10 protein-coding genes are annotated in these 12422 nt (G+C 52.6%); 9 read left to right on the top strand and 1 reads right to left on the bottom strand.

Features of this window, described 5'->3' with window-relative positions:
• Positions 1-22: 22 nt before the first annotated feature.
• From hfq to rlmB, 9 genes are all read left to right on the top strand, one after another.
• Positions 23-301 carry an RNA chaperone Hfq gene (gene hfq / locus WN56_RS07180; protein ID WP_046074381.1) on the top strand — a complete coding sequence of 93 codons (279 nt, stop codon included), beginning with the start codon at positions 23-25 and terminating at the stop codon, positions 299-301.
• A 28-nt stretch (positions 302-329) separates the two neighbouring features.
• The gene (hflX, locus tag WN56_RS07175) at positions 330-1622 is read left to right on the top strand and encodes a ribosome rescue GTPase HflX (protein ID WP_046074380.1); all 1293 of its coding nucleotides are present in this window, start codon (positions 330-332) and stop codon (positions 1620-1622) included.
• A gap of 49 nt (positions 1623-1671) precedes the next feature.
• Positions 1672-2832, top strand: a complete 1161-nt coding sequence (hflK, locus tag WN56_RS07170) for an FtsH protease activity modulator HflK (RefSeq protein ID WP_046074379.1) — start codon at positions 1672-1674, stop codon at positions 2830-2832.
• A gap of 2 nt (positions 2833-2834) precedes the next feature.
• The gene (gene hflC, locus WN56_RS07165; protein ID WP_046074378.1) at positions 2835-3725 is read left to right on the top strand and encodes a protease modulator HflC; all 891 of its coding nucleotides are present in this window, start codon (positions 2835-2837) and stop codon (positions 3723-3725) included.
• Positions 3726-3817: 92 nt separating this feature from the next.
• Complete coding sequence (locus WN56_RS07160; protein ID WP_046074377.1) at positions 3818-4003, top strand: DUF2065 domain-containing protein; 186 nt, start codon at positions 3818-3820, stop codon at positions 4001-4003.
• A gap of 117 nt (positions 4004-4120) precedes the next feature.
• On the top strand, positions 4121-5419 hold the full coding sequence (locus WN56_RS07155) for an adenylosuccinate synthase (protein WP_046074376.1): 1299 nt from the start codon (positions 4121-4123) through the stop codon (positions 5417-5419).
• A 203-nt stretch (positions 5420-5622) separates the two neighbouring features.
• Positions 5623-6258 carry a tetratricopeptide repeat protein gene (locus WN56_RS07145; RefSeq protein ID WP_046074374.1) on the top strand — a complete coding sequence of 212 codons (636 nt, stop codon included), beginning with the start codon at positions 5623-5625 and terminating at the stop codon, positions 6256-6258.
• A gap of 217 nt (positions 6259-6475) precedes the next feature.
• Positions 6476-8971 carry a ribonuclease R gene (gene rnr, locus WN56_RS07140; protein WP_046074373.1) on the top strand — a complete coding sequence of 832 codons (2496 nt, stop codon included), beginning with the start codon at positions 6476-6478 and terminating at the stop codon, positions 8969-8971.
• Positions 8972-8974: 3 nt separating this feature from the next.
• Positions 8975-9709 carry a 23S rRNA (guanosine(2251)-2'-O)-methyltransferase RlmB gene (gene rlmB / locus WN56_RS07135; protein WP_046074372.1) on the top strand — a complete coding sequence of 245 codons (735 nt, stop codon included), beginning with the start codon at positions 8975-8977 and terminating at the stop codon, positions 9707-9709.
• A gap of 78 nt (positions 9710-9787) precedes the next feature.
• Here the strand turns inward: rlmB and WN56_RS07130 are convergent, their stop codons facing one another.
• Positions 9788-12418, bottom strand: coding sequence for a glycosyl hydrolase family 18 protein (locus tag WN56_RS07130; protein WP_046074371.1), 2631 nt, complete (start codon positions 12416-12418; stop codon positions 9788-9790).
• Positions 12419-12422: the final 4 nt, after the last annotated feature.

Below are 12422 nucleotides of genomic sequence, written 5' to 3'. Positions count from 1 at the left end.
AAACAAATAAGGAAAAGAAATAATGGCTAAGGGGCAATCATTACAAGACCCATTCCTGAACGCGTTACGTCGTGAGCGCATTCCTGTTTCCATTTACCTAGTAAATGGTATTAAGTTGCAAGGCCAAATCGAATCGTTTGATCAGTTCGTGATCCTGCTAAAAAATACGGTTAATCAAATGGTGTACAAGCACGCGATTTCAACCGTTGTGCCGGCACGTGCTGTGAGCCACCACAACAATAATCAAGGGGCTGGTGAGCGTCCACAGGGCGAACGTCAGCAAGAAAAACCTGAGGAATAAAGCATTCTATTGCTAAGGAGTCTCTCGCTTGTTTGACCGTTACGAGGCCGGTGAACAGGCTGTACTCGTTCATATAAACTTTACCCATGATGGCGAGTGGGATGATCTCAGCGAATTTCAAATGCTGGTGTCATCCTCGGGTGTCGATGCCTTGCAAGTTGTTGTCGGCAGCCGTCAGTCCCCTCATCCCAAATATTTTGTTGGCGAGGGAAAAGCCCAAGAAATAGCAGATACTGTGCAACAAGTCGGCGCGGACATTGTGATTTTTAATCACACTTTATCCGCGGCCCAAGAGCGCAACCTAGAGCAGCGATTTAAATGCCGAGTGTTAGACCGAACCGGATTGATCCTCGATATTTTTGCCCAGCGTGCGCGTACCCATGAGGGTAAGTTGCAAGTTGAGCTGGCTCAGTTACGCCACTTATCTACCCGGCTTGTGCGAGGCTGGACTCACCTTGAGCGTCAAAAAGGCGGGATTGGCTTGCGTGGCCCGGGTGAAACACAGTTAGAAACAGACCGTCGCTTAGTGCGTGATCGGGTGAAAGCGATTTTAAAGCGACTGGATAAGGTTGCGAAGCAGCGTGAGCAAGGGCGACGTGCGCGCGCGCGGGCGGAAGTGCCGACTGTGTCATTGGTCGGGTATACCAATGCGGGCAAATCGACCTTGTTTAATCGGATCACCGAAGCGGGGGTATATTCGGCCGATCAGCTGTTTGCCACCTTGGATCCGACATTGCGCCGTATTGAAGTGGACGACGTGGGTACCGCGATATTGGCGGATACCGTCGGCTTTATTCGTCACTTACCGCATGACTTAGTCGCGGCATTTAAAGCAACGCTTCAAGAAACGCAAGAAGCGAGCTTGCTACTACACGTGGTCGATGCCAGTGATGAACGCTTTGGTGACAACATTGAAGCGGTCAACAGTGTGTTGGATGAAATCGATGCGGCGGATGTGCCTCATCTTATCATTATGAACAAAATAGATAGTCTGGATCAGGCTGAGCCTCGTATTGAACGGGACGAAGAGGGCGTTCCGAAAGCAGTATGGGTGTCAGCGTTGTCTGGTCAAGGTATCGCGCTCATATTTGAAGCCCTTACCGAGCGTTTATCTGGCACCATGGTGCGGCATCAATTACGGCTGCCACCAAGTATGGCTGGGCGAATGCAAAGTAAATTTCACCAGATGCGATGCGTTATCAGTGAAGAGTACCAAGATGATGGGCATCTACTCGTCGATGTCAGGCTGCCGCAAACGGACTGGTATCGGTTAGAAAAAAGAGAAGGCAACCAGCTCGGCGACTTTATCGTCAGTGATTAGGCTGCTAGAGTAAAAAATTATCGTCAGATCAATTTGATGGAGTGCGCGAATGGCGTGGAATGAGCCAGGAAACAATGGCGGTCCCGACAAAGACCCCTGGGGGAATCGTGGAGGCCGTAATCAAGGGCCACCGGATCTTGATGAATTGTTTAACAAACTAAGCCGCAAATTGGGCGGCTTAGGTGGCCGCAAAGGTAAAGGACCATCGTTCGGCGGTGGTATGGCAGGGCTAGGCGTTCTCGCGCTGGTAGGTATCATTGTCTGGGGTATTTCCGGGTTCTATACCATCGGGGAAGCTCAGCGTGGTGTGGTTCTGCGGTTTGGTCAGTATGATCGTATCGTTCAACCGGGCCTGAACTGGAAGCCAACCTTTGTGGATACGGTCAGTACGGTAGATGTAGAGTCGATTCGTTCGCTCAATAGCTCTGGCCTGATGCTGACCAAAGATGAAAACGTGGTCAACGTGGAGATGGACGTCCAGTACCGCGTGATGGATCCACAGCAATATCTTTATAGCGTGACCAATGCAGATGACAGCTTGCGTCAAGCAACCGATTCAGCATTGCGTGCGGTCGTCGGTGACTCTTTGATGGATGACATCATCACTCGTGGCCGTCAAGAAGTGCGTGAGCGCACTCAGGTTGAGCTGAACGAAATCATCGACAAGTACGACATGGGCTTGTTGGTGGTGGATGTCAACTTCCAGTATGCGCGCCCACCGGAGCAGGTCAAAGACGCCTTTGATGATGCGATTGCAGCGCGAGAGGATGAGGCCCGCTTTATCCGTGAAGCTGAAGCGTATCGTAATGATGTGTTGCCGAAAGCAACGGGTCGTGCAGAAACGCTGAAAAAAGCGGCATTGGGTTATAAAGAGCGTACCGTTAACGAGGCAGAGGGTGAAGTCTCTCAATTTGAGAAACTCTTGCCTGAGTATCGTGATGCACCTCGTGTGACGCGTAACCGACTATACATCCAGACCATGGAAGAAGTGTACAGCAATACGAGTAAGGTGATGGTGGATTCGCAAAGCGGAAACAGCAACCTCATGTATCTCCCACTGGATAAGCTAATGGGAGGCGCAGCCGTTGGCGCTAACCAGCGTAAAGAAACGTCGAGCAGCCAATATGGTATTGAGCTTGAGCAAAGCTCTCAGCCTCAACAGCAAGAGTCGGCGCCGCGTTCTGGTTCATCACGAGAAGGGAGATACTAAGCATGCGTAAGATGATGATCCCAGTTGTCGTCCTAGCGGCAGTGGTCTTTTTGATGTCGATCTTCGTGGTGAGTGAAGGTGAGCGTAGCATTGTGATCCGTTTTGGACGTGTACTTAAAGCGGATAACGACGTGGCGAAAATCTACCAGCCCGGTCTGCACTTCAAACTGCCGTTGTTTGATCGCGTTAAGACCTTGGATGCGCGTATTCAAACCATGGATGATCGCGCTGACCGCTTTGTTACCGCGGAGAAAAAAGACGTTATTATCGACTCTTACGTCAAATGGCGTATTAAAGACTTTGGCCAGTACTATCTGTCCACAGGGGGCGGTAATAAATTGACGGCTGAATCTCTGTTGCAACGTCGTGTTGCCGATGGCCTGCGTGCCGAAATTGGTAACAAGACCATCAAAGAGATTGTGTCTGAAAAACGTGATCAAGTGATGAAAAGTGTCCTTGAGCGGGCGGCCAGCGAGGGCTCGCGTGATTTAGGGATTGAGTTGATTGACTTGCGTATCAAGCGTATCAACCTACCGAGTGAAATCAGTGAGTCGATTTATGCGCGTATGCGTGCTGAGCGTGAGGCCGTAGCCCGTCGCCATCGCGCACAGGGTCGCGAGCAAGCGGAAATCATTCGTGCGCAAGCGGAGCTCGAAGTGGCGACGATTTTGTCCAAAGCAGAACGTCAAGCGCGGATCACTCGTGGTGAAGCTGACGCAGAAGTGGCGAAGCTATTTGCCAGCGCTTTCAAAAAAGAGCCTGAGTTTTATAGCTTTGTTCGCTCGCTACAAGCGTATCGTAAGAGCTTTAACAGCAAGAGCGATATGCTCGTCGTGGATCCGAAGAGTGATTTCTTCAAATACATGAAGCAACCTGAAGCGATAGAAAAGTAAATCGTTAGATGGGTAGCGACGCATAAAAGACAAGGCTCTGGCCTTGTCTTTTTTTATGTCGTCATCCCTTATTTTCGACGTAGGAGGTAAGAATGACTAGCTTGTGGGGCGCGCTAGCGCTGGTATTAGTGGTTGAGGGGTTAGGGCCGATGTTACTGCCGAAACAGTGGCGACAAATGGTCATGGCTTTAGGTGAACAATCTGACACCCAGTTGCGGCGTATTGGTGGCTGCTTAGTGGTGATTGGGAGTGTGCTGGCTTACCAGCTTTTAACCTAGCATTCAGCCACCTGGCACCGAGCAGACAAGTGAAAATGTCAATACGGTTAAAAAATGACTGCAACCGAGTTTTTAAGGTGCTAGAATCCATTTTTAACTAGCTGCATATCGAAGAAGATGGGTAATAACGTAGTCGTTCTCGGCACCCAATGGGGTGACGAAGGTAAGGGAAAGATCGTTGATCTTTTGACTGAAGATGCAAAATACGTGGTTCGCTACCAAGGCGGTCACAACGCAGGTCATACTCTTGTCATTGACGGTGAAAAGACCGTCCTACACTTGATTCCTTCTGGTATCCTCCGCAACAACGTTAAATGCATTATCGGCAATGGTGTGGTGCTGTCCCCGGACGCCTTGCTGAAAGAAATGGGTGAGCTGGAAGCACGTGGCGTGCCTGTGCGTGAGCGCCTATTCCTGTCAGAAGCGTGTCCACTGATCCTGCCTTATCACATTGCGCTTGACGCAGCACGTGAGCAAGCACGCGGTAAGAAAGCTATCGGTACCACAGGCCGTGGTATTGGTCCTGCGTACGAAGACAAGGTCGCCCGTCGTGGCCTACGCGTTGGCGATTTGTTCGACAAAGAAGCCTTTGCTGAAAAGCTTAAAGAAGTGATGGAGTTCCATAACTTCCAGCTTGAGCATTTCTACAAAACCGAGCCAGTAAGCTACGAAGAGACCTTGGCGAAAGTCATGGAGCAAGCGGACATCCTCACCGGCATGGTGATGGACGTGACTCAAGAGCTGGATGATGCCCGCAAGCGTGGTGACAAAATCATGTTTGAAGGCGCGCAAGGCACTTTGCTTGATATCGACCACGGCACCTATCCGTATGTGACCTCATCGAACACTACCGCTGGTGGTGTGGCGGCAGGCTCTGGCTTTGGTCCTCGTCATCTTGGCTATGTATTGGGTATTGCGAAAGCTTACTGCACCCGTGTAGGGGCAGGCCCATTCCCGACTGAGCTGGATGATGAGATTGGCATGCACCTTGGTACCAAGGGCGCTGAATTCGGTGCCACCACTGGCCGTAAGCGTCGTTGTGGTTGGTTTGATGCGGTGGCCATGCGTCGTGCCGTACAGATTAACTCGGTATCAGGCTTCTGCTTAACCAAGCTTGACGTGATGGACGGCTTGGAAGAAATCAAAATTTGTACCGGTTACAAGATGGCAGACGGTTCAACCGTTGAGGTGTCTCCACTAGCAGCTGACGCGTATGAGAACATCGAGCCTATCTATGAAAGCATGCCGGGGTGGAGTGAAAACACCTTTGGGGTGAAGTCTCTGGATGAGCTCCCACAAGCTGCACTGAACTACATCAAGCGTATCGAAGAGCTGACTGGTGTGCCTATCGATGTGGTCTCGACCGGTCCAGACCGTAACGAAACCATTATCAAAGTGCATCCTTTTAATAGTTAAGCACGTAAGACGGTTCGATACCAAAAGCCAGCGTTGATCGCTGGCTTTTTTCATATTTTAGTGTGGCGTAGGAAGCCAAATCGCGTGAAAGCGGAAAAAACTTGCCGCCTTTGCTAAAGTCAGTATGCAAGGTGCCGATACAAAAAAGCACACGGCGAGCGTGCGCGTTGCTGTTGGGTTTCTTGGTTGAATAGCGAGTAGGCATGAAGTTTCGAACGCTGATTTTTTCACTTTCTTTGACGACAGCGACGCTGACGACAGCAACGGCCCATGCGGACGTCGGGGCGGCTGTGCCTTTATACGAAGAAAGTGAGCTTATCACGCTGTTTGAAACCAACTCTCACCTTGAGCGCGTCAAACAAGACGAATGCCAGCTCGTACAAGATATTGAAGCCCGTGCCACCCGTGTGGGCTCCCCTGCCTATGAATTTTTATATGGCGATATGCTGGCGTGGGGTGTGTGTGTTGAGCAAGACGCGGATCTCGGTGTTTACTACATGAAGCAAGCGGCTCAGCAAGGGCTACCCGCCGCATTGGAGCAAATTGGCCGTTACTACGCCAATGGCACACTGGTGCAGCAAGATCAGCACCGTGCGATCCCTTATTTACGTGAAGCTGCCTCGTTGGGGGATACGCGTGCCCGGATCCAGCTGGCAGAGTTGCTGGTGGACGATGTCGGTTCGCCGCTTGATTATGAAGACGCTTACCGCTGGTTATATCAAACCATCACCGCGGATTCTCGCACCCGTAATCGTATCGCACAGTTACGTTCAGCACTTGAGGCGCGGATGCCGCAAAACATTATCGCCCGTGCTAAACGGCGCACCAGCTACTGGTAGCCGTCGGTCTTGTCAGTAGGCGACTTTGCGCGCAAAATCCGTTACACTCTCTATACACATCTGTTCCCAATCTGATTTGATATGGCCAATGCGCCATGCTCCTCTCGTTGCCTGCAAGCAAGGCGCTGAAACAAAACGTCAAACTGCGATCATCGCGGCGCAATAGCGACAGTTTACAGATATAATGAAATCAACATACGCCAATAGGAAAAGGTCTATGTCGCAAGACACAGGTTCGACAAATAATACCCCGAGCAGCCTCGCAGCCGATCCTCACCAGGCACGCGAAGCGGAGAAATACGAGAATCCGGTGCCCAGCCGCGAGCATTTGCTGGAAGTTATCCGCAGCTTCAAGGCACCAGTGAGTCGCGATAATCTGTTTTCACATCTGGGCCTAGCTGGTGATGAGCAGTATGAAGGGCTACGTCGACGCCTGCGCGCCATGGAGCGTGATGGACAATTGGTGTTTACCCGTCGTCAGTGCTACGCCTTACCCGAGCGGTTGGACTTGGTCAAAGGGACCGTGATTGGTCATCGTGACGGTTTTGGCTTTCTGCGTCCAGAAGGTAAAGGCAACCACGATGATTGGATGCTGCCGCATCATCAAATGCGGAGCGTGATGCATGGTGATGTGATTTTAGCACAAGGTGTCGGCACCGATAAGCGTGGGCGCAAAGAAGCCCGTGTGGTTCGCGTGCTCGAAGCGCGCCAAGGCCAGATTGTAGGCCGTTACTTTGTGGAAGACGGTATGGGCTTTGTGGTGCCCGATGATAGCCGTCTTGGTCAAGATATTGTGATCGACAAAGAACAAACCCAAGGTGCGCGTATGGGCAATGTGGTGGTGGTCGAGATCATGCAGCGGCCAACCCGCCAAACCAATCCTGTCGGTAAGATTGTCGAAGTGCTGGGCGAGAACATGGCGCCGGGCATGGAAATCGAGATTGCACTGCGCACCCATGATATTCCCCATCAATGGCCGGATGCTGTGCTCAAGCAAGTCAACAACTTGAGTGAAGAGGTGCCAGAAAAAGCCAAAGAGGGGCGTGTCGATCTGCGTGATTTACCACTGGTGACCATCGATGGTGAAGATGCCCGCGACTTTGATGATGCGGTGTATTGTGAGCGTAAACGCTCTGGCGGCTGGCGCTTGTGGGTGGCGATTGCCGATGTCAGTTACTATGTGCGTCCTGACTCGGCGCTGGATAAAGAAGCGCAAAACCGCGGCAACTCGGTGTATTTCCCTAACCAAGTCGTGCCGATGTTGCCGGAAGTGCTTTCTAATGGCTTATGCTCGCTGAATCCGCAAGTCGACCGCCTGTGTATGGTGTGTGAGATGACGATTTCAGAATCAGGGGCGTTATCTGGTTACAAACATTACGAAGCGGTGATGAACTCCCACGCGCGTCTGACCTATACCAAGGTGTCCCATATCTTGGAAGGCGACGAGGAGCTGCGAGAGCGCTACCGTTCTCTGGTCCCGCACTTAGAAACCTTACACGATATGTATAAGGTGCTGAGCGATGCACGTCAGCAACGCGGGGCGATTGAATTCGAGACGGTGGAAACCCAGTTTATTTTCAACGCACAGCGTAAAATCGACCGCATTGTGCCGGTGGAGCGTAATGATGCACACAAGATCATCGAAGAGTGTATGATCTTGGCCAACGTCGCGTCTGCCCGTTTTGTGGAAAAACACAAAGAGCCGGCGCTTTATCGTGTCCACGAAGCGCCGGGCGAAGAGCGCCTCAGCGGCTTTAAAGATTTCTTAGGCGAGTTAGGCTTGAGTCTCAGCGGTGGCCTCGAGCCGACGCCGAAAGATTACGCGGCGCTGATGCATGTGGTGCATGGTCGTGCTGACAGTGAACTGATTCAAACCATGCTGCTCCGCTCGATGAAGCAAGCGGTGTATCAAGCGGATAACCAAGGCCACTTTGGTTTGGCGCTCAAGCAATACGCGCACTTTACCTCGCCTATTCGTCGCTATCCGGATTTGCTGTTGCACCGAGCGCTTAAATACCTGATTGCCAAGCAAGCGGGTAAAAACCAAGACCGTTGGACCCCGACCGGTGGCTATCACTACTCGTTTGATGATATGGATGTGCTGGGTGAGCAATGCTCGAAAACAGAGCGACGTGCCGATGATGCCACCCGAGATGTATCGGACTGGCTCAAATGTGAGTACATGCAAGATCACGTTGGTGATGAGCTGGAAGGCGTGATTGCTAATGTCACTGGTTTTGGTTTCTTTGTTCGCCTTAATGAGCTACATATCGATGGTTTAGTCCATATTTCCAACCTCGATAATGATTACTATCGCTTTGATATGGTAGGGCAACGCTTGGTGGGCGAAGGGTCTGGCCGTGTGTTCCGACTCGGCGATCAGGTGACAGTGAAAGTCTTGGCGGTGAACTTGGATGAGCGACAAATCGACTTTGAGCTGGTAGGCTCTGAACGCAAAGCTCGTCGCCCGGGTAAAACGGCTCGTGACAAACGTAAAAAAGGCCGAGCGGAGTCGAATAAAGACCCGCAAGCCCGTCGTGAGCGAACCTCGGTTCGCCAACAGCTTAAACGTGGTGCGGTGCCAAGTGTTGAAGAAGACAAGGCGCCTGCAGATAAAAACGGCAAAAAGCGTAAAGTGAAATCGCCTGCGGAAAAAGCGCGTAAGAAAAAGGCGAAGAAACAAAAAGCCAAAGCGGGTCAGAAAAAGAAGTAAATCATGAGTAATGAAGTAATTTACGGTATTCATGCCGTTAAAGCGATTTTAGCGACCGACCCTTCCCGCTTTATCGAAGTGATGGTGTTAAAAGGGCGCCAGGATGAACGTCTGGTACCTGTGCTAAATGAGATTGCGATGTTGGGGGTCAGCATCCAACAAGTGGGTCGCAAGGCCTTAGACGACAAAACCCAAGGTGCGTCGCACCAAGGGATAGTGGCACGTGTCAAAGCGGGCCGTCAGTACAACGAAAATGACTTGGAGGCGATTCTCACCAATACCGAGAACCCCTTGTTGCTGGTACTTGATGGTGTCACCGACCCCCACAACTTGGGGGCGTGCTTACGTACCGCGGATGCGGCGGGAGTCAGTGCGGTGATTGTCCCGAAAGACAAGTCCGCTCAGCTCAATGCCACGGCGCGAAAAGTGGCCTGTGGCGCCGCTGAAGTGGTGCCTTTGGTGCGCGTCACCAACTTAGCGCGAACCATGCGCGCGCTCAAAGAGCAGGGCGTGTGGTTTGTGGGCACCGCGGGTGAAGCCGATCATGATGTTTACGACACCAAATTAGTGGGGCCGCTCGCCTTAGTGATGGGTGCAGAAGGAGATGGCATGCGCCGTTTGACCCGTGAAACCTGTGATGAGCTGATCCGGATCCCAATGGCGGGTAGCGTGTCGAGCTTGAACGTGTCCGTGGCGACCGGCGTCTGTTTGTATGAAGCGGTGCGTCAGCGTCGTTAAGCACAGCGCCTCTTGCTCAACGTTGAAGAAAAACGCCCCAGCTTGGGGCGTTTTTTATTTGGGAGGAAAAGCAGTTCGTTACAGCAATTGCCAGACTGCGGCGCTGCCCGGCTTGTCGCCTTGCGTCCACCACTTGGCTTGGTAGCGTTGGTTGTTATATTCAACTTCAGTGCCACCGGAATAAGCGACGGTCGCTTGCCATTCACTGCTTTGGTTGGCTTGGCTATCCCCGACGCGCTCCCATGGGCCGCCTTGGTCTGGGCGCTGGTCTTTGGTCCACCACTTGGCGCGATACTCAACCCCTTGATACAGGACACGATCGCCGCCCACATACACAGTGTTTTCATCCCACGTTGGTAAGCCACTGGCCGGCGTCACGGTTACCGTGAATTGCGCTTGCGTGGTGTTGTCGCCATCGCTGACCTCGACCGTGACCACATAGTCGCGATTCTCCGTCACGGTGGGCGCGGTCAGGGTCACCTGATCACCGGAGCCAGAAACGGCCAGATCGCCGGATGCACGGTAGGTGTAGCTAAGTGGATCGCCATCTGGGTCGTTTGCCTCAATCGTCACACTGGTTTGCTCACCGCTTTTCAGGCTAACAGGGGCGATAGGCGCCACGGTGGGGGCTTGGTTTTCACCCGGTACCACCACCTTAATGATGGCGCTGGCCTCGTCATCGGCTTGGCCGTCCGATACCGTCACCGACAGGGAATAGTCGGTGCTGGTGCTCACATCGGGGGCGGTCACAGTGACCGAATCCGTGTCGCTATTAGTCAGGGTCAACGCTGTATCGCCTTGCCAGCGATAGGTCAGGGCATCGCCATCCCGATCACGCCCATTGGCGGCAATGGTTAACGACGCTCCGGGCGCCAGCGTATAGCTTTGCTGCGCAAGGGTGACGGTTGGAGCACTATTGACTGGCGGCTGACCATCCTGTGCTAGGCCTTCGTGCATCGCATTAAGGATATCGCCATTGTCGGCATCGATTTCCCAAGCAAACAAACCGGCAAAGTTATGATTACGCACATACTGGCCTTTGGCTTTGACCGAGCGCTGGTTGTCATAAGTGACGAGCTTACCGTTGTCTGGGTTCCAAACATAAGCCGCTTCGGCTTGCTCATCATAGCCGGGTTGAAAACCATTGATGCCGTTCCCCGCGCTGCCGAGCATGGATTTGACGATGCCTTTGTAGTCAATCACACCGGCTTCCCAAATACCGTCTGCGGTGCTGCCTTTGATCGGGCCATTTCCGGGTGCGGTCATCGGGTTGCTAGGATCGGTCGCATTGGCAGGGAAAACGCCTTCCCAGCCACGGCCGTACATCGCGGTACCAATCACCATTTTTTCCGGTGGTACGCCGCTTTCTAGCAGTAATTGCACGCCATTATCGAGCGTGTAGGCAGGGCCTTTGCGGGGCTCGCCGTTATCATCGACGCCAGTACCATCACATTCATCGGTGCTCATATGGCTGCCGCAGTAAATGGCGGTTTGGTGGCCGGTGACATTATTCCACGCCCCGAAAAAGTCGTAGGTCATGGCAAAAATGTAATCCATGTACGGTGCGCTGGCGCTGTAATCGACGTTGGCGATTTTGTCATAACCGGCACCGACGGCCGAGGTGAGTTGGTACTCACGGCCGGTATCGGCTTCGAGCTCATCCAACATCGCGCGCAGCTCACGCATTAAGGCCGCGTAGGCTTGGCTGTCTTTATCTGGATTGCCCAGATCTGGGTTGGCACCGCCACCGCCCGGGTATTCCCAGTCAATGTCGACCCCATCATAGAACTTCCAGGTTTGTAGGAACTCTTTCATCGAGGCAACAAAGACGTCACGGTTGGCTTTGTCGGTGAAATCATAGAAGGGGTCTGATAGGGTCCAGCCGCCCACAGATGGGAGAATTTTCAGATCCGGGTAGCGCTGCTTGAGCGCCATCATTTGCGCATAAGTGCCACCAATCGGATCTTTAGCTGGTGTGCCGGGCAGTTTTTTCTGAACCGCCGCCCAAGGGTCATGGATCACCACTTCATAGTCTTTTGAGCCTTGGCAGGCGAGCTCTAGTGCGCGCAAGCTGTTGCCATTTTCGATGTCGCCCAATGACTCATTGGGGCCACAAATGGGGATAAAGCCATATAAGATGTGGGTGAGATTCCCCGCGGGCACCTGACTGACATCGAAGTTACGGCCATAAATGCCCCATTCGACAAAGTATGCTCCCACCACGGTATCAGGCTGTTTGGGGTAGTCATTGTTATTGGGGTCGACATTCATCGGCAGTGGGTCAAGGTGCACGCCGTCGGTGTCTGCGATCACGATGGGTTTGGCGGCACTGGTCGCGCACTGGCCATCCACGCCTCCCTCACATAAGGCGAGTTTAAGCTGGTGGCGGCCGCCTTTGTCATAGGGGAAAGTGACAACGCCAGATTTGGTTCCTGCGGGTAAGGTGCCTTGATTAACGACCTGATCGTCAAAGTACACCTTGTAGCTATCACCACCATCACCGGACCAGGCATTCCATTTAATTTCAATTTGGACTTCGTCCACGCGTTGCACCAGATCTTTGTAAGATCCGCGGCCATATTCGTCGACTTCAACAAAAGAATAGTTTTGTGGCTTCCAGTCCAAACTTGGGGTTGAGGGGGCCGCCACGGCGTGGCTGGCACCCAGTGCCCCAGCAATCGCCAGAGAGAGTAGGGTCATTGGCTTCATGTTT

Source organism: Salinivibrio sp. KP-1 (assembly GCF_000968645.1).
Lineage (GTDB): Bacteria > Pseudomonadota > Gammaproteobacteria > Enterobacterales > Vibrionaceae > Salinivibrio > Salinivibrio siamensis.
The sequence above is the reverse complement of the archived record's forward strand: the minus strand, read 5'-3'. Positions and strand labels throughout refer to the sequence as shown.

Excerpts from the sequence above, each read along its gene's own strand:
- hfq (WP_046074381.1), top strand. The coding sequence starts at position 23 with ATGGCTAAGGGGCAATCATTACAAGACCCATTCCTGAACGCGTTACGT.
- hflK (WP_046074379.1), top strand. The coding sequence starts at position 1,672 with ATGGCGTGGAATGAGCCAGGAAACAATGGCGGTCCCGACAAAGACCCC.
- hflC (WP_046074378.1), top strand. The coding sequence starts at position 2,835 with ATGCGTAAGATGATGATCCCAGTTGTCGTCCTAGCGGCAGTGGTCTTT.
- WN56_RS07160 (WP_046074377.1), top strand. The coding sequence starts at position 3,818 with ATGACTAGCTTGTGGGGCGCGCTAGCGCTGGTATTAGTGGTTGAGGGG.
- WN56_RS07155 (WP_046074376.1), top strand. The coding sequence starts at position 4,121 with ATGGGTAATAACGTAGTCGTTCTCGGCACCCAATGGGGTGACGAAGGT.
- WN56_RS07145 (WP_046074374.1), top strand. The coding sequence starts at position 5,623 with ATGAAGTTTCGAACGCTGATTTTTTCACTTTCTTTGACGACAGCGACG.
- rnr (WP_046074373.1), top strand. The coding sequence starts at position 6,476 with ATGTCGCAAGACACAGGTTCGACAAATAATACCCCGAGCAGCCTCGCA.
- rlmB (WP_046074372.1), top strand. The coding sequence starts at position 8,975 with ATGAGTAATGAAGTAATTTACGGTATTCATGCCGTTAAAGCGATTTTA.
- WN56_RS07130 (WP_046074371.1), bottom strand. The coding sequence starts at position 12,418 with ATGAAGCCAATGACCCTACTCTCTCTGGCGATTGCTGGGGCACTGGGT.